The organism is Curvivirga aplysinae, assembly GCF_009711445.1.
Classification (GTDB): domain Bacteria; phylum Pseudomonadota; class Alphaproteobacteria; order UBA8366; family Aestuariispiraceae; genus Curvivirga; species Curvivirga aplysinae.
Genome location: NZ_SMMC01000207.1, coordinates 34,550 through 52,749, shown reverse-complemented (window position 1 = coordinate 52,749; position 18,200 = coordinate 34,550). Strand labels below are relative to the sequence as shown.

The 18,200-nt window shown below is 43.8% G+C and carries 9 protein-coding genes; 4 read left to right on the top strand and 5 right to left on the bottom strand.

Annotated elements, in window-relative coordinates; genetic code table 11:
* The first annotated feature begins 99 nt into the window (after positions 1-99).
* Positions 100-2,196 carry a methyl-accepting chemotaxis protein gene (locus E1160_RS14375; RefSeq protein WP_155156377.1) on the top strand — a complete coding sequence of 699 codons (2,097 nt, stop codon included), beginning with the start codon at positions 100-102 and terminating at the stop codon, positions 2,194-2,196.
* Positions 2,197-2,216: 20 nt separating this feature from the next.
* Here E1160_RS14375 and E1160_RS14370 read toward each other — a convergent pair whose 3' ends face one another.
* Positions 2,217-3,140 (bottom strand): SDR family oxidoreductase, encoded by a 924-nt coding sequence (locus tag E1160_RS14370; RefSeq protein ID WP_218048922.1) that lies wholly within the window; start codon positions 3,138-3,140, stop codon positions 2,217-2,219.
* A 109-nt stretch (positions 3,141-3,249) separates the two neighbouring features.
* On the opposite strand from E1160_RS14370, the gene E1160_RS14365 reads away from it, so the two are divergent.
* A complete protein-coding gene (locus tag E1160_RS14365) occupies positions 3,250-4,140 on the top strand; it encodes a LysR family transcriptional regulator (RefSeq protein ID WP_155156375.1) in 891 nt (296 codons plus the stop codon).
* Between the two features lie 13 nt (positions 4,141-4,153).
* On the opposite strand, the gene E1160_RS14360 is transcribed toward E1160_RS14365, so the two are convergent.
* The 4 genes from E1160_RS14360 to E1160_RS14345 all read right to left on the bottom strand — a co-directional run bounded on the left by E1160_RS14360 (position 4,154) and on the right by E1160_RS14345 (position 7,306).
* Complete coding sequence (locus E1160_RS14360) at positions 4,154-4,879, bottom strand: ABC transporter permease (RefSeq protein ID WP_155156373.1); 726 nt, start codon at positions 4,877-4,879, stop codon at positions 4,154-4,156.
* Positions 4,880-4,881: 2 nt separating this feature from the next.
* Positions 4,882-5,571: an ABC transporter permease gene (locus E1160_RS14355; protein WP_155156371.1), complete on the bottom strand. Its 690-nt coding sequence runs from the start codon at positions 5,569-5,571 to the stop codon at positions 4,882-4,884.
* 93 nt (positions 5,572-5,664) lie between these two features.
* Positions 5,665-6,438, bottom strand: coding sequence for an ABC transporter substrate-binding protein (locus E1160_RS14350; RefSeq protein WP_155156369.1), 774 nt, complete (start codon positions 6,436-6,438; stop codon positions 5,665-5,667).
* A 91-nt stretch (positions 6,439-6,529) separates the two neighbouring features.
* Positions 6,530-7,306: an ABC transporter ATP-binding protein gene (locus E1160_RS14345; protein ID WP_328597164.1), complete on the bottom strand. Its 777-nt coding sequence runs from the start codon at positions 7,304-7,306 to the stop codon at positions 6,530-6,532.
* 428 nt (positions 7,307-7,734) lie between these two features.
* On the opposite strand from E1160_RS14345, the gene E1160_RS14340 reads away from it, so the two are divergent.
* Both E1160_RS14340 and E1160_RS14335 read left to right on the top strand, forming a co-directional pair.
* Positions 7,735-9,522, top strand: coding sequence for a TolC family outer membrane protein (locus tag E1160_RS14340; protein WP_218048921.1), 1,788 nt, complete (start codon positions 7,735-7,737; stop codon positions 9,520-9,522).
* A gap of 296 nt (positions 9,523-9,818) precedes the next feature.
* Positions 9,819-18,122: a DUF4114 domain-containing protein gene (locus E1160_RS14335; protein WP_155156364.1), complete on the top strand. Its 8,304-nt coding sequence runs from the start codon at positions 9,819-9,821 to the stop codon at positions 18,120-18,122.
* The last annotated feature ends 78 nt before the right edge of the window (positions 18,123-18,200 follow it).

The following is an 18,200-nucleotide window of genomic DNA, read 5'->3' as shown; positions in this document are numbered from 1 at the left end:
ATTTAATTAAGATAGGGAAAAGCTATGGGGGTTTCGGCTAGCTTTTTCCGGGGGCTCGAAACTTAACATTTGGAGAGAATTCCATAAAAAGGGGAAAGCATGTCTATTCAGAATAAACTTCTCATTTCCATTTTATTATTGGGCGGTTTGTTATTCGCGTTGGCGGTAACGGACACGGTTAAAGTTTCCCAATCTTATATAGAAGATTTGGATGCCTTACATATTAACGAAGCGTCTAACCAGTTGCTTGTTAGTGCGGGATCATGGGCTGTTGAACGGGGGACATCAGCAGGTACATTGGGGAACCCGTCAAAAGCTTCTAGCAAGCAACTCTCGACTATTAAAGAACGCCGAAAGATTGCTGATGCCGCATTTTTGAAGGCCGTTGATGAGATTAAGGAACTTGAAAATGAACTGGTCCATAATGACATCATCAAAGTTCAGAAGCAGCTGAAAGTTGTTCAGTCTCTGCGGAAGGACGTGGATAGAGCCTTAGCGTCTAAATCTGATCAAGACCAGAAAGAATTAAGAACCAAATTCTTTAAAGAAATTACTGATTTGATTGTCATTTCCCAAAAACTCAGATTGCATGGGGAATCTCTACTCGGTGATAATGTGCCTTCTCATGTGGCGATTGCCTTTTCGATACGTCATAACCTATGGATTGCCAGTGAGTTTTCGGGTCGCGAACGTGGATTGGTTGCAGGTCTAATTGGGGCAAATAAAGCTTTTGCGCCGGAACAAGTGTCTTTACTTGGACGCTATCGCGGTGAAGTGGAGGCGGGATGGTCTGTTGTTAAAGATCTGGAAAATGAATTAAGCCCGGAATTTAGAAAACAGGTTAAAACGATTGAAAATGTTTATTTTGGTAGCTTCTCATCTTTGCGTGATAAAGTAATTAAAGCCGGACAATATGGTGAGCCTTATCCAGTTGCTTCAGCGGAATGGTTTGCTTCTGCAACAGAAGGTATTAAGTCGCTATTGGACGCACAGACCGTTGCAAAAGGTGATATTATCGGCAAAATTGAAAAAGGCCTTCAAGGCGCGTTGATTTGGTTGATCATTGACGTAAGCGTGGCACTCATTTCTATAATTGGCGTGAGCTTTGTTGCCTATGTTGTTATGTTCCAAGTTGTAAAGCCGCTCTATAAAATCCGCGATGCCCTGATCAAACTCGCTGATGGGGATTTTGATACCTTTGTTCCAAATATCGAAGGCAAAGGCGAAATGGCGGATATGGCACGGGCAACCTATAAATTTAAACAGGAAAGCCGCGCAGCCGAAGCTTATCGTAAAGAACAGCAAGAATTCCGAATTAAAACGCGCGAAGATCAACGTAGACAGATTATGAGTTTAGCCGACCAGTTTGAAGAAACCGTGGGGGGCGTCATTGCGGCCTTGAGCGCCTCATCAACACAACTTTCTTCAACTGCGAAAGAAGTCAGTGAGGTTGCCAATCGTACAGCAACAAAATCAAGTGGTGTGCGTGATGCCGCCCATAGTGCGGGTAATGACATGTCTACGGTTTCTGACTCAGTTGAGGAAGTGAACCGTTCCGTAAATGACATCTCAACGACAGTCGCCGAAGCAAGTCAATTGACTACACAGGCTTCTGAACATGCAGCCGAAGCGTCTGAGAAAGTGGCAGCCTTGAATGCATCAAGCGCCAAGATTAATGATATTGTGTCATTGATTGCGGATATTGCGGATCAGACAAATCTATTGGCCTTGAACGCGACCATTGAGGCCGCACGCGCAGGCGATGCGGGCAAGGGATTTGCGGTTGTTGCCAATGAAGTAAAATCTTTGGCCTCTCAAACACAGAATGCAACAGAGGAAATTTCGTCTCAGGTTGGTCAAATGTTATCTGAAATTAGCAGTTCAACATCGGCTGTGGACCAAATTACGGGTGCCGTTGAACAAGTGAACGCAACCATGGGGCAAATTGCCTCAACTGTTGAACATCAAGCAGGTGACACGCAAACAGTTGCATCTTCTGCTAAGGCGGCTATGTCATTAGTTCAATCGGTTGTTACAGATATCGATGCTGTATCTGCGGATGCAGCTGGTACTGGTTCAGCGACAGAAGAATTGCAGGCATCGGCTCATGAATTGTCACGTAACAGTGAGTTACTGGCGGCGGAAACTGAAAAGTTTATTGCACATATCAGAGAAGACAGAACAGAGGATGATTAACCTTCTAGTTAAAGGTTAATTCATAGAATGAAATAAAAAAAGGCAGGAAGTATTTCCTGCCTTTTTGCTTCAAAATTTTCTATAAAGCTTGAACCGCTTCCAAAACAGATTGTTTCATAGGTGTCGTTGTACGCCCGATAATTTTTGAAAGGGTCTTGCTTTTCATCCACTAACCAGCCATCCGCAATCCCTATGCCCGCATCCGCTAAAGCGCCGGCAAAACCCTCAGGTACACCCGCCTCGATAAGTGCTGATTTAAAATCGTCTTCTTTAAGATTAATATAGGATATATCGGTTCCGGCTGATTTAGCGATTTCATCGGCAAAATTACTTAAATCATAAGGTGTGTCCCCACCTAACTCATAAGTTTGATTTAGATGTTGATCTGTTTCATCTGTTAATATGACAGCTGCAGCTTCTGCATATTCTGCACGTGGCGCTGTTGTGAGGCGACCTTGGCCAGCACAGTTATAGACAGCTTTATCTTCTATGGCCTGGGCAATGCCCATAGTATAGTTTTCCGTATACCAACCATTGCGCAAAAAGCTATAGTTCAATCCCGACTCTTTGATCAAAGTTTCAGTCTCTTTATGCTCTTTGGCCAAAAAAATCGGGGATGTGTCAGCTTTTAATAAGCTGGTATAGGCCAAAAAATTTACACCTGTTTGAACCGCGGCATCAATGACGGCTTTATGTTGAGATGTACGCTGTCCAACTGCGTTGGAAGAAATAAGTAATACCTTATCGATACCTTTTAAGGCTTTCACCAATGATGCAGGATCATTGTAATCCGCTTGACGAATCTCAATACCTTTTGCGACAAATTCGGGGATGGAATTTGGCTCTCTTACTAAAGCGACAATATTCTCACTGCTTGTTTTAGACAGCAGAGATTCAATAACTAATCGACCTAGTTGGCCGGAAGCACCTGTAACAGCAATCATTTTTGTTTCCTTTGAATGATATGTTGGATTTATCAAAGGGAATATGGGCGATTGATTTTGTTATCGGTAGTAGGTAATTTTAGAAATTATAGTTCGGATTTTGAGTACAATGAATTTAAATCGTCTAAAACTACTGGCAATATTTGCAATTGTTGTGGAACAAGGAAGCTTCGCGGCAGCTGCGCGACAATTACATTCTAGCCGCTCCAGAATTAGCGAACAGATAACCCAACTAGAAGAAATGCTCGGCATTCGATTGTTTCATCGATCGACCCGTCAATTGTCAGTTACTGAGGATGGTAAGGTTATCTATGAAAGGGCACGTGATTTACAAGATATCCTGGTCGATACAGATTCCTTGGCAGATCAATCTATTCCTAAGGGGCGTGTTTCCATTACAACAACCAATGATGTTGGTATTAATAAATTATTGCCATGTTTGAAAAGTTTTCAAACTCAATATCCGGAAGTTTTTGTGGATGTTAGGTTAGAAGATGAAAGAACAGATTTGATTGCTGAAGGTATAGACCTAGCGATCCGTGTTGGCGTTCCAAAAGATGATCGTCTGATCGCACGTGTTTTGTATCGAGATCATTTTCAAATTGTGGCGTCGCCAGATTATCTTGAAAGAAATGGGACGCCGAAAAATATAGAAGAACTGGAACAACATAGTTGGATATCTTTGGATATATCCTCATCAGATGGTGTTCAGCGATTCTACAAAGAAGGGAAGCAAGTTCAAATAAGGCCAAAATCCTATTACAGCTGCAATTCGCCATTGATGATGCAACAGATGGTTTTGGAAGGGATAGGTATAACGGCTGTTCTACCTTCGACAATGCAAACTGCATTGGTTGAAGGGCAACTAGTACCTCTATTTCCAGAATTACAAGGTGCCCCATTAGAATTTTATATTGTGTATCCTTCTAGGCGGCAATTGCCATCTCGAACCAGATGTTTAATTGACCATCTGATTCAATCCAAGGAATTTCAAAAGTAAGCTTTGCGAAACTTTAAGCTTTGCGTGGTTTTAAATGCGCGTGCCAATGGCCTTCGACCCATTTCAAGAATTTGGCAATAAAGAAAACCAAAATCATGTAAAGGATTGCGGCGGAAATAAATCCTTCATAGGCAACATAATATTGCCCGTTGATGATACGACCCGCTTTTAGGATATCCACGATGGTGATTGTGCTGGCAATTACACTGCCGTGAAGCATAAAGATGATCTCATTGGAATACATCGGTAAGGCGCGACGCAAACTACTTGGCAGGATAATACGACGTAGACGCATTAATGGGGACATGCCTGATGCGATTGCGGCTTCCACCTCACCAAATGGTGTTGCTTCGATAGACCCACGCAGGATTTCAGTTTGATACGCACAGCTATTCAAAGAGAAAGCGATTAAAGCACACCACCAAGGTTCACGAAGAATAGGCCACATAAAACTTTCACGGACAAATTCAAACTGTGCCAAACCATAATAAATGAGAAAGGTTTGAATCAACAAAGGTGTACCGCGAAATAAATATGTAAATGCCCATACTGGAATATTAAAAATTGGATGACGATTAGCCCGTGCAAATGCAAATGGCACAGAGAAAACCCAGCCAATGGCAATTGATAATGCGGTTAGTGCTAATGTGTTACCGACACCTTGAATGAATAAATCATAGTGTTTGATAGGTAGGTTCCAATCAATAAAACCCCAGTTTAACCATGCTAATTCTTCCATGATTAAGCCCTCCGTACACCAACATTATATTTCTTATCAAGGCGCCGCAGGCCATATTCCGAGATTGCCGTAAAAATCAGATATACGATGAGAGCGAAAAATAAGAATGTAAACTGTTCACGATATTTTGCCCCTACCGATCTTGCTACATATGTAAGTTCCTGTAAGCCAAGAACTGATGCTAAGGCAGTTGTCTTCATTAGGACGAGCCAATTATTTGTAAAACTTGGTAATGCATAGCGTACCATTTGTGGCCAGATGATACGTCTGAAAATTTGCCCTTTAGACATACCACATGCAATACCAGCTTCAATCTGTCCATGTGGAATTGCCAAAATAGCCCCACGAAATGTTTCAGTCATATAGGCGCCGAAAATGAAACCAATGGTCATTACAGCCGCTGCAAATTGGTTGATTTCAACATATTTCCAAAGACCTGTTTGTTTACCAATATCGTTTAGAAGTTGTTGCCCACCATAAAAGAGCAGCAACATCAAAACGAGATCAGGGATGCCACGTACAATAGTTGTGTATCCATTTGTAACTTTATTCGCGAGTGGATGCTTTCCTAATTTGCCCCAAGCACCAAATAATCCAAAAATCACAGAAATAATTAATGAGCAAATGGATACAAGAACGGTCCAGCCGATGCCTTGCAATAAAAGAACCCGAAATTCCCAAATATGTTCCATGAAAAAGCCTGATCAAGTGATAGTTAAGGATAATGAGGAGAAAGAAACGGGGCGAAATAATTAACATTCCGCCCCTGATATCTTACTTACGAATTAGCCACCATAGATGTCAAAGTCGAAGTATTTATCGTTGATTTCTTTGTATTTGCCATTTGCACGGATTGCTTTAATTGCTTTAGAGAAAGCATCACGCAATTCAGTGTCTTCTTGGCGTACACCAACACCAGCACCTTCACCGAAATATTGTACGTCTGTGTGATCTTGACCGAAGAATGCATAGCCTTGGCCTGCATCTGTTTTCAAGAAGCCATCGTCAATCGCAATAGAGTCAGCCATGATGGCATCCAAGCGACCTGCTGTTAGATCAAGATAAACTTCTTCTTGTGTACCATATTCGCGGATTTCGGAATCTTTGAATGTCGCTTTTGCATAATCCGCGTGGATTGTTGCAGATTGAACACCGATTACTTTGCCAGCCAATGTTGCTGGCTTATCGTCAGCAAACATACCAGCTTTTGAAGCTAGTTTCGCAGGTGTGTTGTAATATTTCTCAGAGAAGTCAATTTTCTTTTTACGCTCTGGTGTGATGGACATAGAAGCAATGATGCCATCATATTTGGAAGCCAAAAGACCAGGGATCATACCGTCCCAATCTTGTTCAACCAATTCGCATTCAACTTTCATTTCTGCGCAAAGTGCGTTTGCAATATCGATATCGAAACCGATAAGCTCACCAGAAGGTGTTTTTTCGGAGAATGGAGGGTAAGCGCCTTCCACACCGATACGTACTTTGTCTGCAGCATTTGCCATGCCAGCTGTCAATGCGATTGCCGCTGCGGCAACTGTCAATGAAACTTTTTTAAACATGGTTATCTCCCTTAGTCGTTATATTAAGTATTAACCGTTAATTTATTCTATCAGCCACCCTGTCCGATAGAGTTTTAATTAAATGGGTGGGTCAGTCTCGTGTTTTCGCGAGGAACTGACGGAAACGTTCTGATTGAGGGTTCGTGAAGATTTCTTCTGGTTGACCTTCTTCCTCAATGCGGCCTTCGTGTAAGAAGATCACGTCGGAACTTACATCTTTGGCAAAGCCCATCTCATGGGTCACGACGATCATCGTGCGGCCCTCATCAGCGAGATCACGCATAACTTTTAAAACCTCGCCCACTAATTCTGGATCGAGGGCAGAGGTCGGTTCATCAAACAGCATCACCTCTGGATCCATAGCCAAGGCACGGGCAATAGCCGCGCGTTGTTGTTGGCCACCAGACATATGGGATGGATAGTAGTCGGCGCGTTCGTAGATACCCACTTTATCTAGTAATTCTTTGGCTTGTTCTGTTGCTTCTGCTTTGCTTTTTCCTAATACGTGAATTGGGGCTTCAATGACATTTTCCAACACAGTCATATGAGACCATAAATTGAAACTTTGAAACACCATAGCAAGTCGTGAACGGATGCGTTCTACTTGCTTCATATCTGCAGGTATAGTGCTTCCACTTCGATCAGTGGACATGCCGATGGTTTCGCCATGTACTGTTACTTTTCCAGAATTGGGGATTTCCAACATATTCAAGCAGCGCAAGAATGTACTTTTGCCTGATCCAGAAGATCCAAGCATGGAAATTACGTCACCTTGTCGTGCAGTTAGCGAAACGCCTTTTAATACTTCGACATTGCCAAAGCTCTTATGCAAGTCATCTACTTGCAAAACAACAGACTTATCCGTCACCACGGTACCCCTTGAACCTACACTCTTCAAAAAAGCAGAGAGTATAGCATTTTTATTTGTTCTATATATTTTTATATAAGTTGGGTGATTTTCCGACCCATTCTTTATATCATTGGGTTAAGGTCAACATAGAATATAGGCAGGCGTCAAGACTTTTGGTGGTAAAATCCTGTTAATCTGCGTTAAGTTAAGTCATTCTTGCCTGATCTAAATTGATTCTGATAATATTATTTCGTCACGTTTTCGTGTGTTTCTAATTTTAGGAGAATAATTGCTTGTATTTTTATTATTATGCATTTACATAAAAATTTATCTATTTCATGTTTAGCTATATAGTTAATTGAGTGGTCATTGCTAATTACCGACTGTATAGTATAGAAGAGATGGATGGGGGGTACTCGTATCTTTTCGCAGAGATGGGAGTGGAATTGAGTAATAATAAGATAAAGACGGTTGGGTCTGACATAATGAAGCGATTTCTTGGGTTTTCACTCGCATCAGTATTGATGAGTAGCACTGCATTGGCAGTTCCTTTGGAAGAAGCAGTGCGGACTGCGTTACAAACAAATCCAGATATTGGTATCGTCATTGAAGATCGTCGAGCCACCGAGTATGAATTAAAACAATCCGAAGCAGCTTACAGGCCTGATTTGGACTTTAATGCGGGGGTTGGTCATGAATATACGGACGACCCTGGGGCTCGAAATTCAGGCGATAGTTACAATTCGATGAACCGCTATGAAAGCGGATTAAGTGTTACTCAGATGCTTTTCGATGGCTATGCAACTGATTCAGAAGTAGCGCGTCAGGAAAGCCGTGTTATCTCTGCAACACGTCGTGTGCGTCAAACTTCAGAACAGATTGGTTTGGACGCGATTCAGGCATATCTTGAAGCGCGTCGTCAACGCGAACTTACCGAGCTTAGTGAAGACAATGTGCTTATGCACGAAGAAACATTGAATTTGGTAACGCGTAAGGTTGAAGGTGGGGCTGCAACAATTGCGGATCAACAACAAGCGGCTTCCCGTTTGGCTGCTGCGCAGGCCTCTTTAGAGGATGCCCGTGTGCGCTTACGTGATGCAGATGCGACATATGTAAGAATTATTGGGGAAAGCCCCGTGTCTTTGGAGCGGCCAGTAGCGCCGTTTTGGGCGATGCCAGCTAGTCTGGATGAGGCAATTGATTGGGCGATTGAAAATAATCCAACTGTCAATGTCTCCAAGGCAGATCTAGAAACATCAATACGAGAATTTGATGCTGCGAAATCAGGCTTTTTTCCAACCGTAAATTTGGAATTAGGCGCTGATGCGAATCGTAACGTAGATGGGACGCGTGGTGCTGAGTATACGGCTGAAGCAATGATCCGTATGACTTATAATCTGTATAATGGTGGTGAAGATACATATAGGCGTCAAGAATCTTTGGCGCGTATCGCTCAATCCCGACAGCAGTATAACCGTGCGGTTCGTCTGACCGAAGAAGATATGCGCCTTGCGTGGAATGCGCGTGATGGTTCGGTAAGTCGTGTACGTGCTCAACGTCGTGAGGTGGAGGCGAATGACGTAGTTCGTACCACTTATCGTCAACAGTTCGATCTGGGTGGGCGTAGTCTATTGGAATTATTGGATGCTGAGAATGAATATTTTCTGGCGCGTACAAATATGATTTCTACAGAGTTTCAGGCGATTTTTGGTGTCTATCGTGTGTTGGCGACAGGTGGGGTATTGTTAGCCTCACTTGAGGTTCCGAAGCCTATCGAGGCTACTAGTGAGTTTGACCCTGTGCCGCATAAGGAAGTTGATTTGGCCGCTAAAGATGCGCAAAGCATCAATATTGATCCGGTTTTGGGTGAGGAAATAGGGGGCTTGGATGCGCCAATTCTTGACCCGGTGGAGCTAGAAGAGATCGAAGGGGATGTGCTTGATCCTAATGCTATGGATTTGGAGGTTTTTGAATTGGAGGAGCCTTTAACATTGGATCCTACCTCTAAGGTTAAAGAAGAGGTTGCGCCAGTGTCAGAGCGAGTTGTAAGTGCATCTGATGGGGAAGTGGCTCCGACAAGTGATCCTGTTGAATTTGGTGAGCTGGAGCAGGATGTGCCCGTTGTAGATTACGCCGCATTTGATGCTGGAACTGATCAAGTTCAGGCAAGTGGTGTTGAGGGGGCTGATGGTGCCATACTTGAATTATATGCTGAGGATGAAAGCGCGTTCTAAGTGATTCTTCATGGCTAGGGCTCATTTTTTTTGGGGTTTTGACGCGTATTTCCTGAAAATTTTTAAATCCAAGTGGTTTCATTTCTTGCTGAGTGTATTTAAGTCATTGTTTTATATTAATATTTTAAATATATAAAATTTTAAATAAATTTTAATAATTTTTTGTTGAAATATATATCTTATCCTATATCTTGAAGCTGAATTCTAATATGTGGTGATCTGTGTTGGGTTGCTGATATGTCGTGAGATATGGTGGGCGGGCTGCTAAGCGACATTGTTTAAAGAGGTAAAAGAGAATGTCTGATATTACAGGTAATGACGGTTCTGTTTTTAATGTGACTGCGGAAACAGCTGAGTTGGCGGAGCGTGCAATCGTTCTTGAGCAACCATCTGGTGGGGAAGTCGCGGAATATCAAGTTGAGCCTGGTCAGCCATTGCGTTTGACCTTCTCTTTGGGTGATGTGGAAGTTGAGCAAACTGATGATGATATCATTATTACATTTGCTGACGGTTCCCAAATTATATTAAATTCTCTTGTGGATGCGGCTTTCTCTGAGGAGCCTCCGATTTTGCTTCTTGCAGATGGTGGCACTATGTCCGCAGAGGAGTTGATTGAATCAACGGCCGATTTGGATGCATTGGCAGATGCTTTGCAGGGTATTGATACGGCATCTGGCGAATCTGCAGGTTCCCCTGTCACGAGTTATGGTTCCAGATTTGCTGACGCTGTAGAAGCACTTGAAGGTTTTGAGCGCGTTGATGATAATGCTGTTGGGGCGGGTGCGCCAGACCCAACTCCCCCTTTAGGTGGTTTGGATGATGATGATGGTGCTGGTACTGGTACTGGTGGTGGCCCAGATGGTGGTTTTACCGATCTTTCCGAGCCTCCAGTTCTAACTTATGCACTTGATCTTGATTTGGGCGAGCCGCCTGCATTTGATCCGAAATTTTCTGGTGATGAATTCTTTGATGCTTCTGCTTTTGCAGAGGCTGTAACACTTCGTGGTGGCGGTGGTGCCGACACTATGAAGGGTAGCGCGTATGATGATGTGATTTATGGTGATGCTGGTTCTGGTTCTGAATTTACGCTGGATGTATCCACTGTTTACACAATTACAACCTCTACTGTTCAGTCTGATGGATCGACGGATGTTGATGTTGATGCGAATTTGAACTCGCCGGATGTTACTTTCTTGTTGACTTTGCCAGAGGGTGTGAGTGCGGGTGAGCCTGCTGTTCAGCAACCGGATGGTCGCTGGTTGGTGACGGGTGACCAAATTGGTAATGTAACTTTCTTAGCCGAAGAAGGTATCAATGAAATTGAAATAGGCTTCTCTGTGGATGCGCCTAATATTCCAGGTACAATTGAAAATACCTTACCTGTGACAATTAATGAAGCTGTTGCTGGTGATGATATTATTCAGGCTGGCGCAGGTGATGATACGGTTTATGGTGAAGGTGGTGATGATGTCATCTTTGGTAATGAAGGTAGTGACACCATTTATGGTGGTGCAGGTTCTGATGCTATCCAAGGAAATGAAGGTGATGATGTTATCGAAGGCGGCGAAGGCGCTGATGGCCTATTTGGTGGTGCTAATAGCGATGATTTAGATGGCGGTATCGGTATTGATTTAATTGATGGTGGTTCAGGCGACGATATTGGCCGTTTCACAATTGGTGAGGGAGGCATTACTGGCGGTGAAGATAATGCTGGTGAGGTGTATAAGGGTGGTTCAGGTACGGATACATTAACTGTTTCTTATTCTGCTGATGATCTTGCTGATTCGGCAATCGTTGCTGATATGGTGGCTTTGAAAAGCTTCATCGAGGCAAATAGTGATGCCTCAAGTACAGATGGGCCGTCACAAACATTTGATGCAATTGGTCTGACGGTTCAGGATTGGGAGGATGTTGAATTTGATGGCCCTGCTATCGATGTCAGTGCAACTGTAAATGTTGGTTTGATACAAGGTAATGAGGATGAAGCTATTGCTGTAGATGTGTCTGCGACATTGTCTGTAGATAGTGGTGCTGCCGAGATTTCTTCCTATACTTTCTCTGATGTTCCTTCTGGTGCAAGTTTTTCTGCTGGTACCTACGATGTGGTTGCAGAAACGTGGACTGTTGATGCCGCTGATATTGCAGGTTTGAAAATTACCCCGCCTGCAGATAGTGCTGATGATTTTAATATGTCTGTGGTTGCCAATGTAACCAACTTACTTACTGATGAAGTGACATCGACAGGTTCAGAAACGGCTACTGTTGCCGTGAATGCGGTTGCGGATAAGCCAAACCTAAGTGTGAATGATGCGTCTGGTAATGAAGATACAGCGATTGATCTGGACTTCTCTGCGGTTGTAACAGATACAGATGGTTCTGAAGAGATTACGTCTTACAGCATTGCAGGTGTGCCATCTGGTGCAAGCTTATCTGCAGGTACTTATAATGCCGATACAGATACTTGGACATTGACCCCTGCAGAAGTGGCCGAAGGTGTGTCAGTAACCCCTGCTGCCGACAGTGCCGCTGATTTCACCTTGAATGTGACAGCGACCACAACGGATAAAGATACAGAAACAGGTGAGACCTCTACAGCGACTTCTTCTGGTCAGATCAAAGTGACTGTTGATGCGGTTGCAGAAGCGGCTGATCTTGATGTTGAGAATGTTTCTGGCAATGAAGATACAGCGATTGCCTTGGATATTGATGCAACTACAGATGATGGTTCTGTTGTTACGGGTTATACGGTCTCCGATATCCCAGCAGGTGCTTCGTTTAATATTGCGGGTACCGAGAACCCTGATGGTTCCATTACCTTTACAGATGTGTCCGGTCTTAAGATTACACCACCAGCAGATAGTGGTGTAGACTTTGATCTATCTGTTGTCGTGCATACGTCTAAATCGGACCCTGATGGTGGGGAAGCTTCAACAGCAACCTCTGAAGCACAAACTGTTACAGTCACTGTGAATGCGGTGGCGGATACACCAAACTTAACCGTTGATGAAGATGTGACAGCTGTTGGGGATACTGGTGATGATTTGACATTGACTGGTACAAGCGGTGATGATCGTATCACAGGTGGGGCTGGTAATGATGAAATCAATGGCGGTGCAGGTAATGATACCTTAATCGGTGATAGTTTCGAAGGTATGGCAAAAACCAGCTTGGATATTGCAGCATCGTTGAATGATACAGATTTATCAGAAACGTTGTCTATTACGCTATCCGGGTTTGGTATTGATGCAGTTTTGACCAATGCGGCTGGTGAAACATTCACAGGTGCAACGGAATACGACCTCACGGCTGATCAACTTGAAGGACTAGAGCTAAGTGTGCCGACTGATACGGCTAACTTTGACATTACGGTTACCGCGACTGCGACCGATAGTGAAGCTGAGGGCGAAGTGGCGGATGCATCGGACGATGTTGCAGAAGAAGTTGCAACGATCAGTGTCGATGTATCGCATATGACAGGCTATGGTGACGATACAATTACAGGCGGTGCCGGTGATGACCATATCGAAGGTAACGAGGGTGATGATGTTCTGATTGGTGATGGCGAGCTTGGATTGGGTGAGAACCTGATTGTGAACGGCGAATTTGAAGCTGATACACCGGGTAGCTGGAGTACTTTCAAAAATATTGAAGGTTGGACAGCGACAGAAGGTCATATTGAAATTCAGGACCGTGGTCATGGTGGGACACCTGCCTCTGATGATAGCTTCCTTGAGTTGGATGCACATTATAATTCTACTGTGCAACAAGCAGTGGCTTTAACAGCTGGTAGCTTTGTATTGGCATTCCAATATTCTGGTCGCGATAAAGGTGCATTGGATGCCGAGGAAACAAGCGATTTCTCTGTTTCTTTAGTGAATTCAAATGGTGAAGTAGTTTGGTCTGAATCCTTTGAGGATGTTGAAAAGGGTTGGCAAGATGCTTCCTTCGATATTGAGGGAATTGAGGCTGGTGACTATAACCTTGTTTTCTCTGGTACAGGATTAAGCGATAGCTATGGTGCTTTGATTGATAGCGTTTCTTTACGTGGCTATGAAGTAGCGGGTGATGATACTCTTCTTGGCGGTGCAGGCGATGATGATATTTCCGGTAATGCTGGAAATGACATTTTAGAAGGCGGTACAGGCGAGGATACACTTGATGGTGGCGCAGGTATTGATACTGTCGATGCAGGTAGCGGTGATGATACAGGTCACTTTACGATTGGTGAAGGTGGTGCTGGTGAAGTCTACGCTGGTGGCTCGAATGTTGATACTTTGGTGGTGACATATTCCGCAGATGATTTATCTGATCCGGCAATTGTCGCTGATCTTATCGCATTGAAAAAATTCATTCAGGATAACAGCGATGCCTCCAGTTCTGATGGACCATCAGAAACCTTTGATGCAATAGGCCTCACCGTTAAGGATTGGGAAGATATCGAATTTGATGGCCCTGCTGTTGATGTAAGTGCAACAGTGAATGTTGGTTTGATGCAAGGTGATGAAGATCAAGCTATTGCAATTGATGTTTCTGCAACATTAACCACTGATACAGGCGCTGCTGAAGTTACCTCTTATACCTTCTACGATATTCCAGATGGTGCTTTGTTTAATAAAACAGGTGAAGTGAATGCAGATGGTTCTGTAACATTTACCGCAGATCAAATGGATGGTTTGACGATTACACCGCCGTCAGATGACGATAGTGTTATGAATTTAGATGTTTCTGCGAATGTCGTTAACTTGTTGACAGGTGAGGAGACATCTACGGCAAAAGTTGATGCGAATGTAAATGTTGATGCAGTTGCCGACGCACCAGACTTAACGGTTAATAATGCGTCTGGAGACGAAGATACAGCCATCGAGTTGGATTTCTCTGCTGTTGTGACCGATACAGATGGATCAGAAGTAATTACATCTTATACGATAGAAGACATTCCTTTGGGAGCAACTCTATCTGCAGGTGAGCTTGTCGACGGTGTGTGGACGTTGAGCCCTGCTGAGGTTGCTGATGGTGTAACAATTACACCTCCATTAGATAGTGCAGAGGATTTCGCATTAACAATCGGTGCTATTGCAACAGATACAGATAGTGAAACTGGTGAGACTTCTACCAATGTTTCCAAAACGCAACTGAATGTGACTGTTGATGCGGTTGCAGACGCAGCTGATCTTGATGTTGAGAATGCTTCCGGTTACGAAGATACAGGCATTGCCTTGGATATCACTGCCGAAGCTGCTGATGGTGGTGAAGTAACGGGCATCACAATCACAGGTGTGCCATCTGGTGCAACTTTATCTGCAGGTACTTATGACGAAGCAACAAATAGCTGGTCCGTGGACGCGGATGACATTGATGGGCTAAGTATCACTCCGCCTGTGGATAGTGGTGCGGATATGGCCCTGTCTGTTGTTGCGCATAGTAAGGAAATCGATCCTGAGACAGGTGATGTGACTACAGCTTCTACAGAAGCAGAAACGATGACTGTTGAAGTTCATGCTGTTGCGGATACGCCTACATTGTCAGTCGAGGCTACTGCGGTTGAGACTGTCACAATTGATATCAGCAATGTGAAAGATACGGATGCGGATCAAGGATTTACAGTATCTGCGAAGAATATCGATGGATCTGATGGTGAAATCAGTATTAATGCGCATCCAGCACATACAGGTTTTGGTGTGGTTGGACGTGCTTCTGGTCATGGTTCGGAACTTGGAAGTAATGAAAATGGCTCTGAAAGTATCTCTGTAGAGTTTGATCAAGATGTTTCCTCTGTTGATGTGTCCATGGCATGGCAAAATCGTACAGAAGATGCGACCGTAGAATTCTACAAAGATGGCGTGAAAGTTGGTGAAGTTACTTTCCGTGGTGTGACGGATCGTATTGACGAGGCTGTGACATTAGCACCGACCAATGGTTCTGATTTTGATGAAATCGTCTTCCATGCAGGCACGGATCGCAATGATGACTATTTGATCAACTCTATTAGCTTTGAGCGTAGTGTTGAGCCAGATAACATTATTAATACAGATGAAGACACACCAATTGAGTTGGACATCTCTGCAACTGTCACTGATACAGATGGTTCTGAAAGTATTGTGAATTATCAAATTTCAGGTCTGCCTGAGGGCGCTGAACTATCTGCAGGTGACTATGATGAAGATACAGGTATCTGGACAGTATCACCTGATGATATCGATGGTATTACACTGACACCTGCAGAACATAGTGCCGAAGATATGACATTAACCGTCACAGTTAACAGCCAGGATGTTGATCCTGAAACGAAGGCTGTTGAGACAAATAGCACAACTGCACAACTTCAAGTGAATGTGAATGCGGTTGCTGATCAGCCAACAGTATCTGTTGATGAAAATGTAACAGCGACAGGTGATGCGGGCACGGATGATGTTCTTGTTGGAACAGATGGCGATGACCGTATCCTTGGTGGAGCTGGCGATGATACGATCGATGGCGGTGCGGGTAATGATGCAATTTATGGCGACGTATATGAAGGTATGGCGACTACAAGCTTGAATGTAGAGGCATATTTGAAAGATACAGATACGTCTGAGACATTGTCCATTAACTTATCCGGCTTCAATACAAATGCAGTCTTAACCAATGCTGCTGGTGAGGAATTCACAGGCGCCACAGAATACGATCTGGCACCGGATCAATTGGATGGTCTTGAATTAAGTGTTCCAACGGGTACTGCAAACTTTGATATAACAGTAACAGCGACAGCGACAGATAGCGAGGCTGATGGTGAAGTTGCTGGCGCAACAGATGATGATGTTGCAGTGACAGTTGCGACAATTCATGTTGATGTTGCTAACGAAGTTGGTGCTGGTAATGATGTTCTGACTGGTGGTTCCGGTAATGATTATATTGCTGGTAATGCGGGTGACGATACAATCATCGGTGACGGCGGTACATATATCGAAGGTGATGGCGGTTCCATCACTTGGGAAAATGTACGTGACACTGATATGGGCTTCACTGTAACTGCGAAGACATCTGATGGTGAGGGTGGCTTACAAGATGCACAAATTTCCACAGGTAATTCTCGTGCCGGTAAAGCTTTTGCCGTTATTGGCACCCCAAGTGCTGGTGTAAATGGTCAGTTGGGTTATGACAAAGAGAATGATGTTTCTGAAGAATTGTCTGTATCGTTTGATCAGGATGTGAGTTCTGCAACGGTTGGTATCTCTAACCTTTATAGAAATGAAGGTAACCGTCATGAAGGTCGCAGTGAAGCCCATGAACAAGGTAAATGGGTTGCGATGAAAGATGGCGAAGTTGTCGGTGAAGGTACCTTTACCGCGACACAAGGTAATAACCAGACTGAACTTAATATCAATATTCCTGATGGATTTGACCAATTGGTATTCACTGCAACAGAATATTCTGGCGGTCAGGAAACCACGAGAGATAGTTCTGATTACTGGATCACAAACATTGACTTTGATTGGAAAGATCCTGCAAGTTTTGATGACAGTCTACATGGCGGTGCTGGCGAAGATCATATTTCTGGTAACCTAGGTGATGATATTATCACTGGTGGTGCGAACGATGATACGATCGCAGGCGGTGCTGGATCTGACTTCATCGCGGGTGGTACAGATGATGGTAAAGCTCAAGTTGAAGTGTCCGAAACAGTTACGGTGACATTTGAAAGTTCTCGTGCCGGTTATCATAATAGCTTCGGTTATTATGTGAAGGATGAGAATGGCGAACCTACTGAAGGCGTCTTGATCTGGAAAGATTTAAGAAACGAAACAGCACAAGGCGAAGAATACGAAATTGAAATCCCTGCTGGTAAAACAGCTGATGATATCGGTTTCTTCCTGATCCCGGATGGCGATCGCCGCAACAATGATCTTGAAGATGGTATGGAGGTTACCTTCCAGAAAAATGCTCAAGATGAATGGGTTGTTGTTGATCCAGATGGTGATGTCTTGAAAGGACGTAGTGAACCTGCTTACTTCGATGGACCTGCTGAGATGAACCCGGATGGTATTGTCCATGTTCAAATTGATGAAGATGGTGAACTTGGCTTCGAAGATCTGAAAGGTGGCGGCGATAGAGACTATGATGACGCTGTTGTGACTGTTGAAGTTGATGAAAATGTTGAAATCGATTTCGAAGGCGGTGATCAGCTTTGGGGTGGTGAAGAAGGTGGAGATGGTGATGACCAGCAAGACTTATTCTTCTTCGCAGAAGGCGATGGTGTGGATACTATCCATGATTTTGAAGCCGGTACAGATCAATTAATCATCAGTGGTTATGGTCGTGACGATATGGATATCTTTGCAGATGGTAATGATACAATCATCAAGCTTGGCGATAATGGCGATGCATTAAAACTTGTTGATGTGGATGCATCAATTTTTGGAGAAGAGAATGTTTCCGAATATGATGCAGATACCGATGATAGCGGCGCCTTAAGTGCTGAAGAATTGATGGACATGAAAGACGACCTATTCAAGGGTGAGGGCGAAGAGGAGCGTGGCGCTAATGACGCTGATGTTGTTCTCGTTGAAGGTCTTGATACGGCTGTTAACATCGAAAGTTCCGAAGAACCACCTACCTCTTAATAGCCCCTCAGGTAGAATGGATCGGAGTGAATGGCACCTCTCGTATTTGAGAGGTGCCATTTTTCTTAAGGCAAAATA

What these genes read in the sequence shown, in the direction of transcription:
- E1160_RS14365 (WP_155156375.1), top strand. Translation starts at nt 3,250, where the DNA reads ATGAATTTAAATCGTCTAAAACTACTGGCAATATTTGCAATTGTTGTG.
- E1160_RS14370 (WP_218048922.1), bottom strand. Translation starts at nt 3,140, where the DNA reads ATGATTGCTGTTACAGGTGCTTCCGGCCAACTAGGTCGATTAGTTATT.
- E1160_RS14350 (WP_155156369.1), bottom strand. Translation starts at nt 6,438, where the DNA reads ATGTTTAAAAAAGTTTCATTGACAGTTGCCGCAGCGGCAATCGCATTG.
- E1160_RS14360 (WP_155156373.1), bottom strand. Translation starts at nt 4,879, where the DNA reads ATGGAAGAATTAGCATGGTTAAACTGGGGTTTTATTGATTGGAACCTA.
- E1160_RS14355 (WP_155156371.1), bottom strand. Translation starts at nt 5,571, where the DNA reads ATGGAACATATTTGGGAATTTCGGGTTCTTTTATTGCAAGGCATCGGC.
- E1160_RS14335 (WP_155156364.1), top strand. Translation starts at nt 9,819, where the DNA reads ATGTCTGATATTACAGGTAATGACGGTTCTGTTTTTAATGTGACTGCG.
- E1160_RS14375 (WP_155156377.1), top strand. Translation starts at nt 100, where the DNA reads ATGTCTATTCAGAATAAACTTCTCATTTCCATTTTATTATTGGGCGGT.